Here is a 19989-nt window from a genome sequence, read left to right as displayed (position 1 = left end):
GGCTCATGGAGGAGGTGGTGGCGTTGCGGAAGGGCCCCTGCTTGCGGCTGGCGTAGACCGAGTCCTCGAAGTTGGGGAAGGGGCCGCGCTCCTGGGCCAGCTGTTTGGAGGCCGCCTTGGATTCGGTCTGGATGAAGTCCATGATCTTTTCGGCCAGCTTGAGGCCCTCGCGGGAGTCGTAGGGGATGCCCAGCTGGAAGAGCAGGTCCGCGAAGCCCATGACGCCCAGGCCGATCTTGCGGTTGGAGCGCACCATCTCGGTGATGCGGTCCAGGGGGTAGACCGAGGCGTCGATGACGTTGTCCAGGAAGCGCACGGCCAGGTGGGTGACGCGCCTAAGCTCCTCCCAGTCCACCCCGTCGCCGGACTTGAGCAGCGCCAGGTTGAGCGAGCCCAGGTTGCAGGCCTCGTAGGGGAGCAGGGGTTGCTCTCCGCAGTTGTGAGCCGTGAGGCCCATGGCGTCGAAGCGATTGAGCCCGGGCACCTGCACGTCGAAGACCTCTTCCTCTCCTGCGGGCGTGAGCGATTCGAACTCGGCCAGGAAGCACTCGCGGTTGAGCGAGCGCTTGTAGGCGGCAAGGCGGTCGTCCAGGGCGGCGGCCTTGTCGTGGTCCTTGAAGCCGACCACGTCCCGGAAGCGGCGCAGGTTTTCGCCGCTGACCACCAGCTCGTGCTGGGCCTTCACGGCGTAGCCCGCGCTGCCGCCCTTGCCGTCGGGCAGCATGCGCACGCCCTCTTCCCGGCGGTTGGCGTAGATGGTGGAGGCGATGCCCAGGCGCAGGAGCATGCGCTGCACGGCCTCCAAGGTCTCCAGGCTGCTCTGGGAGAGGCGCACGCTCACACCCTTGGCCTGGGAGCCCTGCACCGAGCCGTCGGCGTCGAACAAGCCGCCCAGGAAGCCCCGGGTGAACTCGCTGGAGCCGGCCTCCACGGCGGGAGTGACGCGCTTGTGGCCGGGGGCCAGGCCCAGTTCGTGGCAGATGCGCTTGAGCGAGGCGGGGGCCATGCGGTATTCGCCGCGGCCGGGCACCTCCACCCAGCCGGTGAAGTCGCTTCGGTGGGGGAGCGTTTTGGCCAGGGTCAGGGCGTGGGCCATGACGCCGTTCGTGGGAATGCCGTCACCGTTGCCCGCCTTGGCCTTGGGCCAGCAGGAGAGCACGGCCTTGTCCTGCTTGAGGGTGCCGTCGCCCACCAGCAGGCCCAGGAGGTAGCCCTCGGCCTCGCCGTAGAGGCCGGGCCATCCGGCCAGGGCGCGGTGGTCGTCCAGGGCGAGGCGATCGCCGGGCGCGAGGCGGGAGGCCTCCACCCACTGGCGCATCCCGGGGGCGCTCACGCGCAGGAGCTTGTGGTCGGCCGTGAGGCGCAGGCGGTGGCCCTGGCGGGTGCGCAGTTCGAAAACGGGCTTCACCCCGGTGCTGAAGAAACCCTCGGAGGTGCTGGGGACCACCCGGCCGTCCACAACCAGGGGCACGACTCCGCCGCCCGACAGGCTGCGGACCTGGCGCGGTCCGTCGGCCGTGAGCACCCAGGTGTCTGCGGTGACGCAAGGATTTGTCGATTCTATATCTCCCAGCGCCGGGGTGGGGTTGTCGCGGTTGATGCGGTCCAGGAAGATGATGCCCGGGTCGCCCGATTCCCAGGCCTTCTGCACCAGGAGCTGGAACACCTCGCGGGCGTTGAGGCGGCCCTTGGACTCCTTGGAGTGGGGGGCGACGAGGTCGTAGTCCTCGCCCTGCTCCACGGCCAGCATGAAGGGCTCGGTGAGGGCCACGGAGATGTTGAAGTTGTTGAGCTCGCCCTCGCGCTCCTTGCAGCGGATGAATTCAAGGATGTCGGGATGGTCCACGCGCAGGATGCCCATGTTGGCGCCCCGGCGCGTGCCGCCCTGCTTCACCTGCTCGGTGGCGGTGTTGAAGATGCGCATGAACGAGACCGGCCCCGAGGCCACGCCCCCGGTGGAGCCCACGCGGGAGTTCACGGGGCGAAGCCGCGAGAAGGAGAAGCCCGTGCCGCCGCCCGACTTGTGGATGAGCGCCGCGTGCTTCACGGCGTCGAAGATCTCGTCCATGGAGTCGCCCACGGGGATCACGAAGCAGGCGGCCAGCTGGCCCAGCTCGGTGCCCGCGTTCATGAGCGTGGGCGAGTTGGGCAGGAACTTGAAGGAGATCATCAGGTCGTAGAAGGTGCGGGCCAGTTCTTCCGGCTTCCAGGCAGAGCCCGGGTGGCGGGCCTCCTCGGCGGCCACGGCGTGGGCCACGCGCCAGAACAGGGCCTGCTCGTCCTCCACGGGTTTGCCGTCCGGGCCCTTGCGCAGATAGCGCTTGGTCAGGACCACCTTGGCGTTCTGGTTGAGGTCGGGTACGGGCAGGTCGGCGGGGACGTGGGCGGGCATGCGCTCTCCTTCAAGGCGTGATGGAACGTCGGGCATGGGAAAAGCGGCCGGACGGCCGCTTGAAAACGGCTTACTCCAAGCCGGATGAAAAATCCACAGCGCCAGGGGCGCGAGCCGCCTGGGCACGTCGCATCAAGCCGGATTCACGGATCATATTGGTGGCGTGCGACACGTCCCGGCGCATCTGCGAGATCAGGCAGTTCGCCGTGGCCGGGCTCATCCCGGCCATGTTCCTGGCCATGCCCCTCTCGGCGCTCTGGACGAGGCTGTTCGGCTAGCCGCGCCCGGCGGCCACCAGAGGGCCGCCTCTCCGCGCGACGGGGGATTCCCGGCAGCCGCTAGTCGGCCATGTCCACGTTGTCCGGGGGCAGGCCCATGCCGGGCTCCATCCTGCGTCCGGTCCAGGTGGTCTCGTAGCCGCCCAGGGCCGCGATCTTGTCCTGGAAGGCCTTGTCGCCCAGCACCGCGAGGAGCGTCTGGACGCGCGGTTCCTCCAGGCTGGCCAGGGGCAGCACGAGGTCGTAGCGCTCCCGGGCCAGGGGCACGAAGTCCAGGCCCAGGGCGTTGGCTGCGGAGAAGACGCCCAGGCCGCAGTCGGCCGCGCCGTTCTTGACGTTGGCGGCCACGCCCATGTGGGTGGTCTCCTCCTGGGCGTAGCCTTGCACCTGGGAGGGCGCGATGCCCGCGAGCTTCAGGTTGTAGTCCAGGAGGATGCGCGTGCCCGCGCCGCGCTGGCGGTTGACGAAGCGCACGTCGGGCCGGGACAGGCTGCCCACGCCCTGGATATCCTTGGGGTTGCCCGGGGCCACCATGAGCCCCTGGTGGCGGATGGCCAGGTTGATCACGGCCACCTCCACGCCCGGCAGGTGGCGGGCGATGAAGGGGAAGTTGAAGTCGCCGGTCTCGGTGTCCAGGAGGTGCGCGCCCGCCAGCAGGGCCGCGCCCTGGGCCAGGGCCGTGAGCCCGCCCAGGCTGCCCACGTGGGAGGAGGCCAGGCGCAGGGGGCCGTCCAGGCGCATGAGCTCGTCCGCCAGCAGGTCCAGGGTGTTGTCGTGGCTGCCCACCACCACCAGGGTGCGCTCCAGCTCGTCCTGTGAGACCAGCAGCTCGGCCTGCACCACCTCGCCCCGGGCCACGCCCTCGCGGTCCTGGGCGATGCGGGCCACGGCCTGGGCCTTGGTGAGCGTGGTGATGAGCCCGGCCCCGCGCGAGAGCGGAATGGCCGAGTAGCCCTCGCCCACGCGACCGGCGGCCAGGCGCAGGAACTCCGTGAGCCCCGGGCGCGAGGGAACGTCCTTGGCCAGGCGTACGGGCACGCAGGGCCTGCGCGCGGGCTCGCAGCGCGAGAGCCACGCGGCCAGCGGGGCCAGCAGCTCCTCGAAGCAGACCACGGCCGAGACCGGATAGCCCGGCGCGCCCACCAGGAGCTTGCCCTGGGCCACGCCCAGGAGCGAGGGCTTGCCCGGCATGGCCTGGATGCCGTGCACGGCCACCTCTCCGAAGCGCTCCATGACGGCGCGGGTGAAATCCTTGCTGCCCGCCGAGGACCCGGCCAGGATGGCCACCACGTGGGCCGGGGAGTTGAGGGCCTCCTCCACGGCGCGGGCCAGGGCTCCGGGCTCGTCGCGCACGGGTGGCCTGCGCCGGGCGTCCAGTCCCCAGCCCTGGGCCAGGGCGCAGAGCATCACGGAGTTGGATTCCACCACCTGCCCGGGGCCGGGCTCGGGGCGGGAGGTGTAGTCGAGCACCTCGTCTCCGGTGGGGATCACGGCCATGCGCACCTGTTCGTAGACCTCCACCTCCCAGACGCCGCAGGAGAGCAGCGCGCCCAGGTCGTAGGCGGTGAGTTTGCGCCGCCGGGGCAGAATGAGCTCCGTGGCCACGATGTCCTCTCCGATGCGGCGCACGTGGGTCCAGGGGGCCACGGGGGTTTCCAGGGAGGCGTTGCCCGCATCGTCGAAGACCACGTGTTCGATCATGGCCACGGCGTTGAAGCCCGGGGGCAGGGGCTGGCCGGTGTTCACCAGGGCGAAGCCCTCGCCGGGGGCGAGGGTCACGGGGCTGCCCTCGCGGGCGGCGAAGGTGGATTCGCCCCGCACGGCGATGCCGTCCATGGCCGCGCAGTGGAACGTGGGCGAAGAGAGCCGGGCCATCACGGGGCTCGCGGTGACGCGGCCCAGGGCCTGTTCCGTGGGGACCTTCTCCACGCCCACCAGGGCGGCGCGGTCCAGGAGGGACTTCAACCGCTCCAGGGCCTCGGGGATGGGCACGGTGCGCAGGTAGATGTTGCGCTTGTGGCTCATAACAGCATGACCTCCACGGAGGAGCCGGCCTCCAGGCCTTCGAGGCCGGCCGGGATGCGAAGGAGCCCCTGGGCCTGGACCAGGGTTTTCACGAGGCCCGACTTGCCCAGCACGGGGAAGGCGTCGGGGAACGGGCCGCCGGTGGGGGCCAGGCGCACGCGCACCCAGTCCTCCCGGCCCTGGCGCGAAGCCAGGTTGCGGGCGAGCCGGGCCTGCACGGCCGGGCGCGCGCGCGTGAAGGCGTGGACATCCCCGGCCAGACGCTCCAGGAACGGGCAGCCGAAAAGGAACATCACCACCTGGGCCGAGGTGATCTGGCCGGGCAGGCCCCAGACGGCCTTGCCCCGGGCGCTGGCCAGGATGGTGGGCTTGCCGGGGGAGAGGGCCAGGCCGTGGGCCAGCACCTCGGCCCCGGGGATGCGGGCCAGGGCCTCGACGGTGAGGTCGCGCACGCCCACGGAGCTGCCGCCCGAGAGGAACACCGCGTCGGCCTCCTCCAGGCCCCGGGCCATGCCCTCGGAGATGGCCCCCAGGTCGTCGCGGGCGATGCCCAGGTCCAGTGTGGACGCGCCGGACTGGGCGCAGAGGGCGAACAGGGCGGGGCGGTTGGCGTCGCGGATCTGCCCGGGCAGGGGGCGGGCCGCGTGGGGCACGATCTCGTCGCCGGTGGAGAGCACGGCGGCCCGGGGGCGGCGTCCCGCGTGCACGCTCTCCACGCCCAGGGCGGCCAGGAAGGCGATCTCGGCCGGGCGCAGGAGGGTCCCGGCGGGCAGGGCGGTCTCGCCCGCGCGGGCGTCCTCTCCGGCCAGCATGACGTTCTCGCCCGGGGCCGCGGGACGCCTGATCTCGATGGTCCCCGCGCCCAGGTCCTGGGTGTGCTCCACCATCACCACGGCCCCGGCCCCGGGGGGCAGGCTGGACCCGGTGACCAGGCGCACGCAGCGCCCGTTCTCCAGGGGCTCGCGGGAGACGGCGGCGATGTCCAGGGTTCCGGCCAGGTCCAGGTAGGCGGGGTTGGTCTCTGTGGCGCCGAAGGTGTCCTCGGGGCGCACGGCGTAGCCGTCCATGCCGGAGCGGGCCAGGGCGGGGAGGTCCTCCCCGGCGGTCACGGGGCGGGCCAGGAAGCGTCCGGCGGCTTCCTCCAGGGGCACGTCCTCGCCGGGAAGGGTGGCGAATCCGGCCAGGATGCCCCGGAAGGCGTCGGGGGAGATGAGATCGAGGAAGCCTTTTTCCATGGAGGTCCTTGAGGCGAAGGGGTCAGCCGCCGATGGCGGTCATGGGCTTGTGGCACACGCCGCCGGGGCCGCGCTCGGCCAGGAGCTTGTAGCCCATGGGCTTGCGGGCCAGGGCGCGGCGCAGCACGTCGAGGATGCGCTCGTCGCTCGTCTTGAGGCAGCGCAGGAGCGGGCGCAGGCGGTATTCCTTGTCGGAGTAGAGGCAGGGGCGGAGCCTGCCGTCGCAGGTGAGGCGCAGGCGGTTGCAGCTGCGGCAGTAGTGCCCCGAGAGCCCGGAGATCACCCCCAGGCGGCCCTTGCCGCCCTGGATGGTCCACATGCGGGCCGGGCCGCGCCCCTCGTCGCCGTGGAGCACGGGCGCGATGTCCGCCAGGCTGCGGGCCTGCTCCAGGACGTCCGAGGCGGCCCAGTAGCGGGAGGAATCCCAGAGGGTGTCGCCGCCGATGGGCATGAACTCGATGAAGCGCACGTCCAGGGGGTATTGCGAGGCGAGGGCGAGGAAGGCCGGGAGCTCGTGGTCGTTGACGCCCTTGAGGGCCACGGCGTTCACCTTCACGCGGATGCCCGCCTCCAGGCACTCGTCGATGCTCGCGCGCACCAGGCGGAAGGCGTCCACGCCGGTGATGCGCCGGAAGTTTTCGGGGTCGAGCGAATCCAGGGAGATGTTCACGGCGGCCAGGCCCAGGGCGGCCAGGGAGCGGGCGCGGCCGGCCAGGAGGGTGCCGTTGGTGGTGAGGCGCACGTCCATGCCGGGAGCGGCGGCCATCACCTCGGAGAGGAAGCGCTCGAAGCCGCGCCGGGCCAGCGGCTCGCCGCCGGTGAGGCGGATCTTGGTGAGCCCCAGCGGCGCGGCCAGGCGGATCACGCGCAGGTACTCCTCGTAGGAGAGCATGTCCGCGTGGTCCAGGGCCGTGAAGTCCTTCACGGGGCGGCAGTAGACGCAGCGGAGGTTGCACCGGTCGGTGACGCTCACGCGCAGGTAGTTGACCACGCGCCCGAAGGCGTCGGCGAGAACGTCCCGGGAGTCTTTGGCGAACTGGTCCATCGGGATCATTTATGCCAAAACGCCCATGATGGAAAGAACCATCACCCTCCCTCGACCATTGGCAGCAACTCCAGGACGCATCCCTCGGCCAGGGGGGTGTCGGGTCCGGCGGGTCCGGCGTCGACGAGGGCCACCACGGCCCCGTGGTCCAGGCCCAGGAGGGCCAGGGCGTCGGCTACGCGCGCGCCGGGCGGCAGCTCCAGGCGCGCGGGCAGGGCGGCGGCCCCGGGCAGGGAGGGCATGGGCGCGAGGGTTACGGTCACGGCTCCTCCACGGTGTACCCCTTGGCGCGCATGCAGCCGTCCAGGATCTTCTGGGCCAGGGTTTCGGCCTCCCTGGCCGGGGCCAGGGCCGTGGAAACGGCCGAGCGGGCGCGGCATTCGTCGTAGTCGCCCCGCGCCTCGGCGGGCGACTTGTTGGGGTTGACGATGCGGGGCGGCCCGGAGCAGGCCCCGAGCAGCGCGACAAGGACGAACAAAGCGGTACGGCGCATGAAACTCCTCCGTCTTGACAGCCGCCGCCAAGGATGACTAAAGCTTCGCACATGCGCAAGTCCCATTTCGCCGCCTCCTCCTCCGTCAGCAGGGCCTATTATTGCTACGGTGTCCGCGTTCGCGGCGCGCGGCGGGGCGGGCGCTTCTAGCAACCGGCAACGGAGATGCCCCTTCGCGGGGCCGCGAACCGAGCGTTCGCGGCCCCGTTTTTCTTGGCCCGGACGCGCAACCCCAGACGCCATCAGGAGGCGCTCATGCACATCGGGAAAACCATCCGGCTGGAACGCATCATCAACCGCGACACCGGGCGCACCATCATCGTGCCCCTGGACCACGGCGTGACCGTCGGCCCCATCGAGGGCATCATCGACATGCGCGACACCGTGACCAACATGGTGGAAGGCGGGGCCAACGCCGTGCTCATGCACAAGGGCGTGGTGCCCTGCGGCCACCGCGCCAGGGGCCGCGACATCGGGCTGATCGTGCACCTCTCGGCCTCCACGAGCCTTTCGCCCTTCCCCGGGGCCAAGACCCTGGTCTGCGACGTGGAAGAAGCCGTCTCCCTGGGCGCGGACGCCGTGAGCGTGCACCTGAACCTGGGCGACGCCTCCGAGCGCGACATGCTGGCCGACATGGGCCGCATCTCCAAGGACGCCGTGCGCTGGGGCATCCCGGTGCTGGCCATGGTCTACGGGCGCGGCCCCAAGATCTCCAACGAGTTCGACCCCGCCGTGGTGGCCCACTGCGCCCGCGTGGGCATGGAGCTGGGCGCGGACATCGTGAAGGTGCCCTACACCGGCGACCCCGAGAGCTTCGCTGGCGTGGTGGCCGGGGCCAGGGTGCCCGTGGTGATCGCGGGAGGACCCAAGACCCCCACCACCCGCGACTTCCTGCGCATGGTCTTCGACTCGGTGCAGGCGGGCGGCATGGGCCTCTCGGTGGGCCGCAACATCTTCCAGCACAAGCATCCTGGACGTCTCCTCCAGTCGCTGGCCAAGATCGTCCACGACGGCGGGAGCGTGGAGGAGGCCCTGGAGGGGCTGGGCGAATAGCCTGCCGGACGGGAACCGCCGGGCCGCATGGCCCCGGCTGGATGCCCGGAACCTGGCCCCTGGAGGAAGCCCCCGCGCGAGCGGGGGCTTTTCCGTGTGTGGCGCGGGCGTGGTCCTCCCGCTCCCGTTGCGCCCCTTCGCCCTGCGCGCCCGAGCCGCGATGGCGCGACGCGCCGGGCCTCGGTGCCGGAGCCCTTACGAGCACCGGCGCGTGCTGCCCAAGGCGCAGGGGGCGGAACTAAAATCACGAATAAAATATCTTGCATGACTTTTCTGCACGGTTATCCTTGTCTGCAACCACCGGACGCAAGGGCGTCCGGGCAAATCCAAGGAGAACATCATGAAAGTCAGCGCACGCAACCTGATCCCCGGCGTCGTCAAGGCCATCACCCCCGGCGCGGTCAATTCCGAAGTGGTCATCGAAGTTGCCCCGGGGGTGGAAGTGGTCTCCATCATCACCAAGCATTCGGCGGAGGCCCTGGAGCTGAAGGTGGGGTCGCCCGTGAAGGCCATGATGAAGGCCTCCAGCGTGATGGTGGTGGTGGACTAGTTTCCGCCGGGACGGCGTGTCTTAGGCGAGCGCACACGCCCGTCGGTGACGCGCCCGGTTCCCGCTCGCGACGTCGCCACGTCTGCGCGAAGCGCAGTTTGTGCAGGGCGGCCTTGCCGCCCGCGAGCGGCCCTTGCGAACCCCTTCGAAAGGCGCCGACACGCAGAAGCCCCCGCCGAGGCGGGGGCTTTTTCATGCGGTCGTGCCGGGCGGGTCAGGCCTAGTCCACGTTGATGGTCAGGCGGTCGCCGGGCTTGAGGTGCGCGGTGCGGTCGAGCTTGTTCCAGGAGAGCAGCGCGATGGGGTCCACCTTGAACTTGCGGGCGATGCTCCAGACGGTCTCGCCGTTCTCCACCTTGTACTGGATGGGGCCGGAGGGCTTGCGGGAATCCTTGCCCTGGGCCTGTTGCGGGGCCTTCGGGTCCGGCTTGGCGGCGGGCTGGACCGCAGGTTGCGCCTTGGCCTGTTGCAGGGCCGCAGGCTGGGGTTGCGGCGCGGGTTGCGCCTTGGCCAGCTGCTGAGGTTCGGGTTTCGCGGGCGGTTGCACCGGCAGCGGCTGGCCCTTGGCCAGGGCCGCCAGCTTGCCCGCCTGGGCCTGGGCCTGGGCGGCCATCTGGGGCTGCACGGCCTCGGCGGGAATCTTGAGCGTCATCCCCGGCTTCGCGTCTCCGGCGGACTTGAGTCCGTTGAGCGCCAGGATGGCCTGCACGTCCACCTTGTTGGCCTTGGCCACCTCGGCCAGGGTGAGGCCCTTCTTCATGGCCACGGTCTTGGCGGCCTGCGGGGCCTGGGCCTGGGCCTGGGGAACGGGCATGGGCGGGCAGGCCGCACCGGCCTTGACGGGGATGGTGATGGTCTGCCCCGAGGCCACGCCCTTGCCGGACTTCATGCCGTTGACGCGCGCCAGGTCGGCCTGGGAGACGCCGTAGCGCTTGGCGATGGCCGCCAGGTTCTCGCCCTTCTTCACGCGGTGGGTCTGCAGGCGCTGGGCGTCGGGCCGGGCCGGGATGTCGTCGAGGTTGGCCAGGGCGGTGTCCTGGGCGGAACTGTCCAGGGGGATGTAGACGGTCTGGCCCGGGGCCACGTTCTCGCCCACGGTGGGGTTCATCTGGCGCAGGGCGGCGATGGGCACGCCGGTGCGGCGCGAGAGGTTCCACCAGGAGTCCTGCCCGGCGGCGGTGTAGGACTTGATGCCTCGCGAGGCGTGGCAGGACGGGTTGGCCAGGTAGGCCAGGGCCAGCTCCTTCTTGGCCACGGGCACGTAGACGGGGCTCTGGCGGTCCGGAGGGCTCACCTGGCGGCGGAAGCCGGAGTTGAACCGGTGGAACTCCTCCCAGTTCATGGAGCAGGCTTCGGCCAGGGCGGCAAGGTCGGTGCCGCCGGGCACGGAGACCTCCTCAAGCACCTGCCCCGCGCCCCAGTTGACGGTCTTGAAGCCCAGGTTGTCGAGATTTTTGAAAATTTTGAGGACGGCCAGGAACTTGGGCACGTAGTTGCGCGTCTCCTGCTTGAGCAGGTTGGGGTTCTTGGCGATGTCGAAGAAGTCGGTGTGGCCGGACTGGTTGATCACGCGGCTCATCTTGCCCTCGCCGCAGTTGTAGGCGGCCAGGGCGACGTTCCAGTCGTTGAAGAGGTTGTAGAGCTCGCCGAGGTATTTGGCGGCGGCCACGGTGGAGAGGTAGGGGTTGCGGCGCTCGTCCTCCCACCAGTCCACTGCGAGGCCGAAGCGGCGGCCCGTGGCGGGCATGAACTGCCACATGCCGCCCGCGCCCGCCGGGGAATAGGCCATGGTGTTGTAGCCCGATTCGATGAACGGCAGCGCGATGATGTCCGGCGGCAGCTTGTACGTTGCCAGCACGGCGCGGATGTAGGGCAGGTGCGGGGCGGCGCGCTCCAGCCACTTCTCCATGGTGTCGCGGCGCTCCTGCGTGAAGTAGGTGAGATACTGCTGCACCTCTTCCGTCTCGCGCACATCCAGGTTGAAGGGGATGTCCGTCTTGGAGGCCAGAGCCTCCTTCTCCTGCTTGGTCAGCGGCCGGGGGCGCTTGATCTTCAGAAAGTCGGGGTGGGCCAGTTCGGGATCGAGGTTGGGGCGCATGTCGTCGTTTTCGGCCTGGTACTTCTTGGCGCAGGCCGAAAGCATCAACATGCTGAAAATCAGCAGGCAGCTCAGAGATTTATGCATTTCGCCTCCAGGGCGGGGCGAAGCCGAATGGGCAAAAGAGGAGTGAGGCCGTAATCCGGCTTCGAAACGTGTCGATTCGTCTCAATGCCCGCCTACCCGAAGAAGACGAAAGAATCAACGGGCTTTTTGCGTGAAAAATGTGTAATCAAGGCCTTGAAACTGATGCGCTCCTGCGAAGCCGATGCATCAGCGGACAACCGCACGCAGACCAAACAGATGGTGGAACCCATGGACAACGTGGTGATGGGACGCAAGCCCGTCCTGGAACTCCTGACCAGCAGGCCCGGAACCGTGGAACACGTCCTCCTGCGCCAGGGACTCAAAGGTCAGGACATCAAGGAACTCGTCGACGCCTGCAAAGCCGCCGGCGTGCGCTACCGCTTCCTGCCGCCCGACGCGCTCGAACGCAGCGCGCCCGGCTGCCGCCAGGGCGTGGCCGCCTTCACCGCCGCCAAGGAATTCCAGGACCTCGAACACCTGCTCGAAAGCATCCAACGCGCGCCGCTCCCCGTGATCCTCGCCCTCGACCAGGTGCAGGACCCGGGCAACGTGGGAACTCTCGCCCGCACCCTCCTCGCACTGGGCGGCGCGGGCCTCGTCACCACCAAGCACCACGCCGCGCGCCTCGGCGGGCAGGCCTCACGCGCCTCCGCCGGAGCCCTCGAGCGACTCCCCGTCCACATGTGCGTCAACCTGGCCCGCACCCTCGACCAGTGCGCCGACGCCGGGCTCGAAGTCCTCAAGGCCGAAGCCGGACCGCAAGGCGAAAACCTCTTCACCGCCCGCTTCGACACCCCCTGCGTCCTCGTCCTGGGCGGCGAGGAGGACGGCGTGCGCCCGAACGTGGCCAAACGCTGCGTCCGCAGCCTCTACATCCCCATGCCCGGGGGGTTCGAATCCCTCAACGTCGCCCAGGCCGGCGCCATCGTCCTGGGGCAGATGGCCCGCTACGCGCACCTGAAAGCGCCGGGCAAGCCCTGACGGACATATCCCAGAGGAACTCCCGCCCCTAAAAGCACCTCGCGCTTGCCCGAGACTCGCCGCAAAATACGGCCGGACAGAGTGAGAAGAAGCCTCCGGCCAAAGGGCTGCGCCCTTTGGAATCCCTCTCCGCTTCGCGACGGCGCGCGATCTGGCAGTGATGAGCGGCTGGCCAGACGGAAAGAAGCCTCCGGCGGCCAAAGGGCTACGCCCTTTGGAATCCCATTTTGCTTCGCGGGCATCACCGGAGAGGACTGTGTTGCCTTTGCCGGGCCTCTGCGCGGGGACGGACAGACCCCGAACACACCGGCAGACCTGGTGAAGCCCGCGAAGCAATTGCGGGGTCTGGGGGGATCATCCCCCCAGCCGGTCCAGGGCGGAGCCCTGGCGGGAGAGGTCTGGAGAGGGCAGCGCCCTCTCCAGGGGCTGGGCTCCCCCTTGCCGGGAAAGTCCTGGGAGGGCGGCGTCACGCCGTCGCGTCGCCGTCCAGCCCTGCGCCTTCCAGCCAGGGCGCAACGTCCCACTGCCCGTCCCAGGGCGGGGTGCAGCGCCAGGTCTTGCCGTGCAGGGTGATGCGCCAGGCGTGGAGGCGCAGGGGGGGCGTTGCGCCGCCGTATTTGGGGTCGCCAGCGATGGGGTGGCCGCGCGATGCGAGCTGGACGCGGATCTGGTGGGTGCGGCCGGTGAGGAGCCGTACGAGCAGGAGGGAGCGGTCATCGAGGATGGCCAGGGGCGTGGCCAGGAGTCGGGCCTCCTTGCCGGAGTCGCCTGCCTGGACGCGCTGGAGTCCGGGGGCTCCGGTTTTTTCGAGGCGGTCGGCCAGTTCGGCGGATTCTCCGGGCGGGGAGAGGGTCCAGCGGCCGGTGGTCCAGCAGAGATACTCCTTGGCGGCCTGATGGTCCTTGAGGGCCTGGTGGGCGCTGGTGAGGGCGTTGTGGGTGCGCGCGACGAGGAGCACGCCGGAGGTGTCGCGGTCCAGGCGGTGGACGATGGTGGGGACGAAGGGCTGTCCGGCGAAGGCCCGGGCGAGGCGCGTCTGGATGGAGTCGGTCCAGCCGGAGCCCGGATGCACGGGGAGTCCGGCGGGTTTGGCGAGGGCCAGGTAGTGGTCGTCGAACCCGGCGAGCTGGAGCCCGGAAAGCTGGGGGAGTTCGCTGGTGGTTGCGGCGGGGGGCGTCGATTCGGCTGCGGCGAAGGGGGGGATGCGGACGCTCTGGCCTGCCGCGATGCGGTCGAAGGGTTTTGCGCGTTTGCCGTCCACGCGGACCTGCCCGGTGCGAATCCAGCGCATGAAGACGGAGCCGGGTGTGTCGGGAAGGATGCGCCCCAGGTATTGGACGAGTTTCTGCCCGGCTTCGGCGTGGGAGACGGTGCGGGTGGTGGTCACGGCGTGAACGAAGCGGGGAGGCTTTCGCCTCCCCGCTGAAGGTGTCTACTGTGCGGGCTTGCCCTTGAGTTCCTCCTGGGGGGGAGGGGGCGTGGAGCCGGGCATGTTGAGGTCCATGTACTGGGTCTTGGAGCCGGGGTCGCGGGTGAGGTTGGCGCTCTTGCCGTCGGGGCCCACGCCGGAGACCTCGTCCACCTGGGCGCCGATGCCGCGCACCTGGATGATGTTCTCGCCCTTGTAGACGAGTTTGTTGCCGAGCAGGTCCTTGACCTTGCGGGCGTCCATTTCCAGGAAGACGAAGGCGTTGCCGGTTTCGTCCCAGCCCCAGCCGCGGTTGGGGGCGTTGATGCCGGGGTTGGGGATGTAGGCCCCGAACACGGCGGCGCAGACCTTGGAGCGGTTGGAGTCCTTGGTGAGAATGAAGTTTTCCGCGCGCGACTGGCTGAGGATCTTCTCGCCCACGAGTTTGGCGGCCATTTCGTCGTAGGCGTTGATGAGCGCGGCGCGCAGGGCGCGCAGGGGCGGCCTGGAGGCCTCGGTCATGGTGCCGAAGCCGAAGCCCTCGACGCGCACGTTCTTGAAGCTGATGCGCTCGCCCAGGACGTTGATGATGTCGCCCAGTTCGATGTGGCCGAAGCAGAGGGCCACGTCCTTCTGGCGGTCGTAGATCATCTTGTCGACCTTGATGCCCTTGATGACCGCGGCGGCCTTGGTGTCCACCTGGTACTGGGCGTCCTCGGTGAGGCCGAATTCGCCCTGGCTCTTGACCTTGTAGCCGATGACGGCCTCGACGATGTTTCGTTTGAGGTCCTGCTCGGCCATCTTCTGGCTCATGAGCTGCTTGTTGCCCTGGGCCATGGCCGAGGCGGCCACGAGCAGGGCCACGAGCAGGGCCAGGGCGCTGGCGGTGATGCGTCGCATGGTTATGCTCCTTGTGGGTTTAGAATCCCAGGTAATCCCGGAAGCGCTGCCACAGCGTGGGCGGGGCCGCCGGCTGCTCGGGGGCCGACTCCAGCGCGGGGGCCTGGGGGGCCTGCGTCGGCGCTTCGGCCGGCCTGGCCTTGGCGGCCACCGGCACCTCCAGGGACGCCAGCTCCAGACCGGGCACGGCCCGCGGCGCGTACACCTCGTCGAAGGACCAGGCGCGGGCCTGGGCCGCGCCGCCCGCGACGGCCAGCACGAGGGCCGCCGCGAGTATGTTGCGATATTTCGTCATTTCAAGCCTCCTCTCCTCGTCTCCAGGCAGGTAAGCAACTTCCACGCCAGAGCCCTGGAACGGTGTTACTCGGCGGGCATGCCCTTGAGTTCCTGCTGGGGCTTGGCTTGCCCTCCGCCGATGGGCACGTCAAGGTTCTGGTAGGAGGTCTTGGGGCCGCCGGGGCGGATCATGGAGGGGCCGCCTTCGGGGCCCTGGGGGGAGATGTCGTCCTTTTGGGCGCCGTAGCCGGTGACCTCGAGGATGTTCTCCCCGCCGGTGTAGACGATGATGTTGCCCATGATGTCCTTGGCCACGCGCGCGTCCAGGTTCAGGCGCACGAAGGCGAGGCCGTTCTCGTCCCAGCCCCAGCCGCGGTTGGCGGCGTTCATTTCGGGGTTGGGGATGTAGGCCCCGAAGAGCGCGGCGCAGACCTTGGAGCGGTTGGAGTCCTTGGTGAGGATGAAGTTTTCGGCCGAGGACTGGCTGAGGATCTTCTCGCCGATGAGCTTGGCGGCCATCTCGTCGTAGGCGTTGATGAGCGCGGCGCGCAGGGCGCGCAGGGGCACGCGGGAGGCCTCGGTCATGGAGCCGAAGCCGAAACTTTGCACCTTGACGTTCTTGAACTGGAAGGTGAGCCCGGTGATGTTCTTGATGCGTCCCAGTTCGATGTGGCCGTAGCAAAGGGCGATGTCCTTGTCCTTGTCGTAGACCATCTTGTCTACCTTGATGCCCTTGATGACGGCGGCGGCCTTGGTGTCGACCTTGTACTGGGCGTCCTCGGTGAGGCCGAACTCGCTTTCGCTCTTCACCTTGAAGCCGACCACGGCTTCGACGAGTTGGCGTTTCATGTCCTGTTCGGCCATCTTCTGGCTCATGAGCTGCCGGTTGCCCTGGGCGAGGGCCTGGGCGGCGAAGGCCAGGAAGACGAGCAGCGCGAGGGTCTGGACGGCGATGCGGCGGATGTGCATGGCAGGCTCCTTGGCCTTGTCAGGGCTTGGCCGGTTCCTGGGGTTTGCCCCCGACGATGGTGATGGTCTCGCGCACCGTGCCGCCTCCGACGGGGATGGAGGCCGCCTCGGCGATGCCCCCCTTGCGGGGCGCGAAGACGGCGTCCGTGTTGGTGTTCACCGGAGACTTGGACTCGTTGATGGTCAAAGACTCGATGTGCACCAGAACCTTGCCGGGGTTTTTGGGGTCCGGTTTCACGACTGCCTCGAAAGAGACAACGCCGTCCTTTGGCAGAAGGCCCTTGCGGCGAAGGTCCTGCGCCACCTGGTCGCGCAGGGCGCGTTTCTTGCGCACCCAGTCGTCCATGAGGGCTTTCTGGTTGCCTTTGCCCTCGGGGAACGGAATCTTGTCCTGCGCCTGGGCCCTTCCGGGCTGGAAGAGGAAGGCGGCCAGGGCCAGGGCCCCGGCCGCCAGGATGATGCGCGCGGTCATGCTAGAAGTCGCTCGGGTCGATAGCCATGCCGCCGCCGCGGAACTTCTTCTCGTAGATCACGGGCGGCTGCTTGGGTCCGGAGCCCTTGCCGCAGAGGCGCTTGGCGTTTTCCAGCTCGGTCTTGATGGGCAGGAAGGTGGAATCCACCATCACGCCCTTCTGGAACACCTCGATGGCCTCGGGGCAGCGCTTTTCCATCATGTAGATCTTGCCAAGGTAGTGGTAGACTTCCACGTTGATGGAGTTCAGGTTGCGAGCGGCTTCAAGATGACGTTTGGACTCGTTGAAGTCGTTCGTAAGGTAGTAGAGGATGCCCAAAGCCTCGCGGGATTTGACGTGGTTTGGGTTCAGGTTGAGCGCGTCGATGAAGGCGCGGCGGGCGCGGTCGATCATGTTGAGCTTGAAGGCGCTCACGCCCAGGTAGTAGTGGGCCTCCACGAAGCTGGGGCTCTTGGACACGGCCATCTCGAACTCGGAGAGGGCCATGGTGTAGTTTTCCTGGGTGAAGTAGCGCATGCCGGAATCGAAGTATTCCTGGGCGGTGGGCTCGGGCGGCGGGGCTTTCTTGGCGCAACCCGCGGCCAGGGCCAGACAGAGACACACGAAGACGATTGTGGTTACGCGACGCATGTTGGCAGCCTCCTATTTCATCTCGTCCATTTTCTGCACGGCCCGCTGCACGAGCCGCTGCACCATGGTGTCCAGGGTGACGCCGGTGGTCTTCTTCTCGGTGTAGCCGAGAGCGCCGCCGCCCTTGGAGGTGATCTCCATCTTGTCCTCGAAGTAGTCGCTGGCCTTCTGCTCGCCGGTGTTGGCGTCGAGCACCTTGAAGCGCATGCCGACGATCCAGATGCCGCTGGCGTCTTCGGCCTTGATGGAGGCCACGCCCGCGCCGGTGGCGGTGCCGGCCGCCCAGGAGCCGGTGGCGGAGCCCACCACGCTGCCGGCCATGATGCCCAGGTAGGTGCCGTCGAACTTGCGTTCAACCTGGGCCACGGGTTCGGCCTTCAGCACGTCGAAGCGCACCAGCCAGTTGGTGGCCTGCATCTTGCCCTTCTTGAACTTCTTCAGGGTCTTGGCGTCGCCCAGGTTGGCGGCCACCTCGATCTCCTGGAGCATGGGGCCCAGGTCCTGGCGTTCGAGCACGGGGAAGTTGGCCTTGGCCAGCTCGATTTCCGCGAAGTCGGCGATGTTGTTGGGGCCGTACTTCTGGGCGAAGGTGGCGTTCTGCGACTTCACCGCCCCGGGAATCACCACCACCTGGGGTCCGGGTTTGTCCGCGTTGGCGTACGACACCGGCTGGTACATGGCGGCGTCCGCTTCCTGGTTGGCCTTCTGGGACGCCGACTGGCAGCCCAGGGTCAGGGTGAGCGCCGCCAGAAGCGCCAGCAGTCCGATCCTTCTCACGAGCATGTTGTCCTCCCTCAGATGCATGACACGTTGGGGCCGGGTGCGGGCGCTTGCCGCCCGGGTCGCGCCGGTCCGTTCCAAAGGCTGAAGCCGGGAACCTGCCACGTCGGATGGCGGAGTACGAACGCCATGCCTGGAAACCTGGAAACCTAGAAGCCTTTCACCGCGTCCAGGGCCTTGTCGGATTTGAGCAGGCCCTGCTCCTCCACCTTCCTGGCCACGTCCGGGGCCACGTCGGCCACGCGCTTGAGGGTCTCCTCGCTGCGCACCACCTCGCGCACGCGCTCGGGCGACGCCTGGGCCAGGCTGGCCGGCGGCATGCCCTGCATCTTGGTCATGAACTCCTCGGGCTTGAGGCGCGAGCGGAAGCTCACGCGCACCACGTTGCCGTGGGAGGATTCCAGCGCGAAGGACTGCTCGCCCAGCTTGGCGTTGAGCGGGGCCAGGATGGTGGCGTTGAGCAGCTGGTTGAAGTTGGAGCGGGTGCCCACGAACTCCACCTCGTAGAGCGAGAGTCCGGAGCGGTCGAAGTCGCGGAAGTCCACGTTGAGCACGGGGCGCAGGCCGATGAACTCCTTCTTGAGCAGCTGCCCGGCGTCGTAGCTGGGCAGGCCCAGCACCTGGAGCTGGTAGGTCTTGGCCGGGGCCTGGAGGTGCTGCTCGAAGAAGTCCTTGGAGAACTCGCCGCCGATCATGCGGCCGATCTCCTCGATGGCCTGGTCCTCGTCGGCCCAGCTCTGCTTCTGGGGCACCTTGTTGTTGTAGTAGATTTCCTCGCCGGTGTTGTTGTCCACGCACTTCACCGACCAGGACGTGAGCACGAACTTGGTGACCGTGAGCCCCGAGGCCGCAAGCTTGGCCGACACCTTCTTGAACTTGGCCTCGCCCACGATGGAGAAATCTGCGGCCTTCACCTGGGAGGCCGAGATGGTGGCCTCGGTCTGTCCGGCCAGCTGGCTGCTCTCCATGAGTTCGGTCTTGAGCTTCACGGACTGTTCTTCGCTCCAGACGCGGTAGCCGAAGCTCTTGATGCGGTCCTTGAGGATGTTTTCGGCCACGGCGGAGCGTTCCACCTTGGTGTCCACGCCGCGCTCGGCGTCGCGGATGTCGATGCGCACGGAGATGCGGGGGTTGCCGAAGTCCTTGATGAGGCTCACGCGCTCCTGCCTGCCCATCTCGTTCAAGGCGCTCTGCACGTCGCCCACGTAGACCTCGGCGGTCATGAGCATGTGGGCGAAGCCGTCGTCGCCCTGGAAGGGGGGGCTCTCCTTGATCACGCGCTTGATCAGGCCCTGGGAGCGCGAGAGCACCTTGTCGTGGATGAGGGTGTAGTTCTGCATGAGCGTGGAGGTTTCCACGTAGGAGCCCACGGCCTTCTCGATGACCTGGCGCTTGGCGTCGGCGCGCAGGTCGTCCACCAGGAGGCCCTTGTCGCGCTTGTAGGTGTCGGCGTTGGGGTCGGCCAGGCCCTCGGCGGTGATGACCATGGTCTTGGGGTCGGCCGCGCGGGCGGGCAGGGCGCAGGCTGCGGCCAGGACGAAGAGTGCGAGCGCGAGGGCTAGGCGGCGCGGAAGCGGCATGGCGAGGTTCCTTTCGATGGGTTGGTCGGCGCGGGGGCGCACGGTTATTTCCCTCTGGAGCAGAAGTCGGAGTAGAGCTGGGCCACCAGGGAGTCGGCCTCGTCCTCCAGCACGGACATGGCCGCGCCCACCACGTCGGAACCGGCCCAGGACTGGCCCGAGGCCCGCACCTGGGAGAGCACGCGGCCCGAGCCGTCGGAGAGCGTGAGCTGGATGGACACGGCCACCTCGTTGGCGCGCACCATCTTGTTGGCCCCGGAGCGGGCCGAGATGATGCCCTTGAGGAAGAACGAGGCCCCCAGCTTGCGCGAGGCGGCCATGGCGGCGTCGGGATCGTTGTTCAGGATGGCTTCGGCTTCGGCGCGGGCGATGCGGGCGTTGATCTCGCCCTGGGTGATGGTGGAGAGGCCCACGGAGCGCAGCTTGGCGTTGAGCAGCTCGAAGAGCTCGCCCTGGTTGGAGGCGTTGACGTTGTTGATGCCCTGGTGGCGCTCCGCGATCATCACGGCGATCTTCTGGCCCTTGATCCTGGCCTTGCAGGGCTCCGAGAGCAGCGACTGCGTGCGCGCGGCCTTGGCCCGGGCCTGGGCCGCGTCTTTCCCGGCCTCTTCGGAGAAGCTGAACGCCAGGGCCGTGCCGGGGAGGGCCGTGAGCACCGTCAGGATCGCCGCCAGAAAGAACGAAGCCATGTCGCCTCCATGCTATTCCTATACTTACGACGTGTAGAGCCCGATGC

Annotated in this window: 19 protein-coding genes; 3 read left to right on the top strand and 16 right to left on the bottom strand. The window is 68.6% G+C overall.

Annotated features, from left to right (window positions below; genetic code table 11):
* The 6 genes from ACV4UX_RS02845 to ACV4UX_RS02820 form a co-directional block, all read right to left on the bottom strand.
* On the bottom strand, positions 1 to 2392 hold a 2392-nt coding region (locus ACV4UX_RS02845), incomplete at its 3' end, for a ribonucleotide reductase barrel domain-containing protein (protein ID WP_491591820.1).
* Positions 2393 to 2730: 338 nt separating this feature from the next.
* Positions 2731 to 4695, bottom strand: coding sequence for a molybdopterin biosynthesis protein (locus tag ACV4UX_RS02840; protein ID WP_491591819.1), 1965 nt, complete (start codon positions 4693 to 4695; stop codon positions 2731 to 2733).
* Positions 4692 to 5930 carry a molybdopterin molybdotransferase MoeA gene (locus ACV4UX_RS02835; RefSeq protein WP_491591818.1) on the bottom strand — a complete coding sequence of 413 codons (1239 nt, stop codon included), beginning with the start codon at positions 5928 to 5930 and terminating at the stop codon, positions 4692 to 4694. The genes ACV4UX_RS02840 and ACV4UX_RS02835 overlap by 4 nt, the downstream gene beginning before the upstream one ends.
* Before the next feature lie 22 nt (positions 5931 to 5952).
* A complete protein-coding gene (gene moaA, locus ACV4UX_RS02830) occupies positions 5953 to 6975 on the bottom strand; it encodes a GTP 3',8-cyclase MoaA (RefSeq protein WP_491591817.1) in 1023 nt (340 codons plus the stop codon).
* 41 nt (positions 6976 to 7016) lie between these two features.
* Entirely contained in the window at positions 7017 to 7238 is a 222-nt protein-coding gene (locus ACV4UX_RS02825) for a MoaD/ThiS family protein (protein ID WP_491591816.1), read from the bottom strand.
* Positions 7235 to 7468, bottom strand: coding sequence for a hypothetical protein (locus ACV4UX_RS02820; RefSeq protein WP_491591815.1), 234 nt, complete (start codon positions 7466 to 7468; stop codon positions 7235 to 7237). Before ACV4UX_RS02820 ends, ACV4UX_RS02825 begins: the two co-directional genes overlap by 4 nt.
* A 255-nt stretch (positions 7469 to 7723) precedes the next feature.
* Here ACV4UX_RS02820 and ACV4UX_RS02815 point away from each other — a divergent pair, with 255 nt between their 5' ends.
* Together ACV4UX_RS02815 and ACV4UX_RS02810 are read left to right on the top strand one after the other, a co-directional pair.
* Positions 7724 to 8521: a 2-amino-3,7-dideoxy-D-threo-hept-6-ulosonate synthase gene (locus ACV4UX_RS02815; RefSeq protein ID WP_491591814.1), complete on the top strand. Its 798-nt coding sequence runs from the start codon at positions 7724 to 7726 to the stop codon at positions 8519 to 8521.
* Positions 8522 to 8861: 340 nt separating this feature from the next.
* Positions 8862 to 9071, top strand: a complete 210-nt coding sequence (locus ACV4UX_RS02810) for a TOBE domain-containing protein (protein ID WP_491591813.1) — start codon at positions 8862 to 8864, stop codon at positions 9069 to 9071.
* Positions 9072 to 9291: 220 nt separating this feature from the next.
* On the opposite strand, the gene ACV4UX_RS02805 is transcribed toward ACV4UX_RS02810, so the two are convergent.
* On the bottom strand, positions 9292 to 11256 hold the full coding sequence (locus ACV4UX_RS02805; protein ID WP_491591812.1) for a LysM peptidoglycan-binding domain-containing protein: 1965 nt from the start codon (positions 11254 to 11256) through the stop codon (positions 9292 to 9294).
* Positions 11257 to 11418: 162 nt separating this feature from the next.
* Here ACV4UX_RS02805 and ACV4UX_RS02800 point away from each other — a divergent pair, with 162 nt between their 5' ends.
* Entirely contained in the window at positions 11419 to 12237 is an 819-nt protein-coding gene (locus ACV4UX_RS02800; protein ID WP_491591811.1) for a TrmH family RNA methyltransferase, read from the top strand.
* Positions 12238 to 12703: 466 nt separating this feature from the next.
* Here ACV4UX_RS02800 and ACV4UX_RS02795 read toward each other — a convergent pair whose 3' ends face one another.
* The 9 genes from ACV4UX_RS02795 to ACV4UX_RS02755 all read right to left on the bottom strand — a co-directional run bounded on the left by ACV4UX_RS02795 (position 12704) and on the right by ACV4UX_RS02755 (position 19942).
* Positions 12704 to 13624: an RluA family pseudouridine synthase gene (locus ACV4UX_RS02795; RefSeq protein WP_491591810.1), complete on the bottom strand. Its 921-nt coding sequence runs from the start codon at positions 13622 to 13624 to the stop codon at positions 12704 to 12706.
* A gap of 45 nt (positions 13625 to 13669) precedes the next feature.
* Complete coding sequence (locus tag ACV4UX_RS02790; protein WP_173082989.1) at positions 13670 to 14545, bottom strand: hypothetical protein; 876 nt, start codon at positions 14543 to 14545, stop codon at positions 13670 to 13672.
* Positions 14546 to 14564: 19 nt separating this feature from the next.
* A complete protein-coding gene (locus tag ACV4UX_RS02785; protein WP_491591809.1) occupies positions 14565 to 14840 on the bottom strand; it encodes a hypothetical protein in 276 nt (91 codons plus the stop codon).
* 65 nt (positions 14841 to 14905) lie between these two features.
* Positions 14906 to 15790 carry a hypothetical protein gene (locus ACV4UX_RS02780; protein WP_491591808.1) on the bottom strand — a complete coding sequence of 295 codons (885 nt, stop codon included), beginning with the start codon at positions 15788 to 15790 and terminating at the stop codon, positions 14906 to 14908.
* A gap of 19 nt (positions 15791 to 15809) precedes the next feature.
* A complete protein-coding gene (locus ACV4UX_RS02775) occupies positions 15810 to 16262 on the bottom strand; it encodes a hypothetical protein (protein ID WP_491591807.1) in 453 nt (150 codons plus the stop codon).
* A gap of 1 nt (position 16263) precedes the next feature.
* Complete coding sequence (locus tag ACV4UX_RS02770) at positions 16264 to 16893, bottom strand: tetratricopeptide repeat protein (RefSeq protein WP_491591806.1); 630 nt, start codon at positions 16891 to 16893, stop codon at positions 16264 to 16266.
* Between the two features lie 12 nt (positions 16894 to 16905).
* Entirely contained in the window at positions 16906 to 17676 is a 771-nt protein-coding gene (locus ACV4UX_RS02765; RefSeq protein WP_491591805.1) for a hypothetical protein, read from the bottom strand.
* Between the two features lie 146 nt (positions 17677 to 17822).
* Complete coding sequence (locus ACV4UX_RS02760) at positions 17823 to 19253, bottom strand: hypothetical protein (protein ID WP_491591804.1); 1431 nt, start codon at positions 19251 to 19253, stop codon at positions 17823 to 17825.
* 44 nt (positions 19254 to 19297) lie between these two features.
* On the bottom strand, positions 19298 to 19942 hold the full coding sequence (locus tag ACV4UX_RS02755; RefSeq protein ID WP_491591803.1) for a hypothetical protein: 645 nt from the start codon (positions 19940 to 19942) through the stop codon (positions 19298 to 19300).
* Positions 19943 to 19989: the final 47 nt, after the last annotated feature.

Source organism: Fundidesulfovibrio sp. (assembly GCF_058402725.1).
Note: the sequence above shows the minus strand (reverse complement) of the source record. Positions and strands in the feature narration are given on the sequence as shown.

Excerpts from the sequence above, each read along its gene's own strand:
- ACV4UX_RS02840 (WP_491591819.1), bottom strand. The coding sequence starts at position 4,695 with ATGAGCCACAAGCGCAACATCTACCTGCGCACCGTGCCCATCCCCGAG.
- ACV4UX_RS02835 (WP_491591818.1), bottom strand. The coding sequence starts at position 5,930 with ATGGAAAAAGGCTTCCTCGATCTCATCTCCCCCGACGCCTTCCGGGGC.
- moaA (WP_491591817.1), bottom strand. The coding sequence starts at position 6,975 with ATGGACCAGTTCGCCAAAGACTCCCGGGACGTTCTCGCCGACGCCTTC.
- ACV4UX_RS02820 (WP_491591815.1), bottom strand. The coding sequence starts at position 7,468 with ATGCGCCGTACCGCTTTGTTCGTCCTTGTCGCGCTGCTCGGGGCCTGC.
- ACV4UX_RS02815 (WP_491591814.1), top strand. The coding sequence starts at position 7,724 with ATGCACATCGGGAAAACCATCCGGCTGGAACGCATCATCAACCGCGAC.
- ACV4UX_RS02810 (WP_491591813.1), top strand. The coding sequence starts at position 8,862 with ATGAAAGTCAGCGCACGCAACCTGATCCCCGGCGTCGTCAAGGCCATC.
- ACV4UX_RS02805 (WP_491591812.1), bottom strand. The coding sequence starts at position 11,256 with ATGCATAAATCTCTGAGCTGCCTGCTGATTTTCAGCATGTTGATGCTT.
- ACV4UX_RS02800 (WP_491591811.1), top strand. The coding sequence starts at position 11,419 with ATGCGCTCCTGCGAAGCCGATGCATCAGCGGACAACCGCACGCAGACC.
- ACV4UX_RS02790 (WP_173082989.1), bottom strand. The coding sequence starts at position 14,545 with ATGCGACGCATCACCGCCAGCGCCCTGGCCCTGCTCGTGGCCCTGCTC.
- ACV4UX_RS02785 (WP_491591809.1), bottom strand. The coding sequence starts at position 14,840 with ATGACGAAATATCGCAACATACTCGCGGCGGCCCTCGTGCTGGCCGTC.
- ACV4UX_RS02780 (WP_491591808.1), bottom strand. The coding sequence starts at position 15,790 with ATGCACATCCGCCGCATCGCCGTCCAGACCCTCGCGCTGCTCGTCTTC.
- ACV4UX_RS02775 (WP_491591807.1), bottom strand. The coding sequence starts at position 16,262 with ATGACCGCGCGCATCATCCTGGCGGCCGGGGCCCTGGCCCTGGCCGCC.
- ACV4UX_RS02770 (WP_491591806.1), bottom strand. The coding sequence starts at position 16,893 with ATGCGTCGCGTAACCACAATCGTCTTCGTGTGTCTCTGTCTGGCCCTG.
- ACV4UX_RS02765 (WP_491591805.1), bottom strand. The coding sequence starts at position 17,676 with ATGCTCGTGAGAAGGATCGGACTGCTGGCGCTTCTGGCGGCGCTCACC.
- ACV4UX_RS02760 (WP_491591804.1), bottom strand. The coding sequence starts at position 19,253 with ATGCCGCTTCCGCGCCGCCTAGCCCTCGCGCTCGCACTCTTCGTCCTG.
- ACV4UX_RS02755 (WP_491591803.1), bottom strand. The coding sequence starts at position 19,942 with ATGGCTTCGTTCTTTCTGGCGGCGATCCTGACGGTGCTCACGGCCCTC.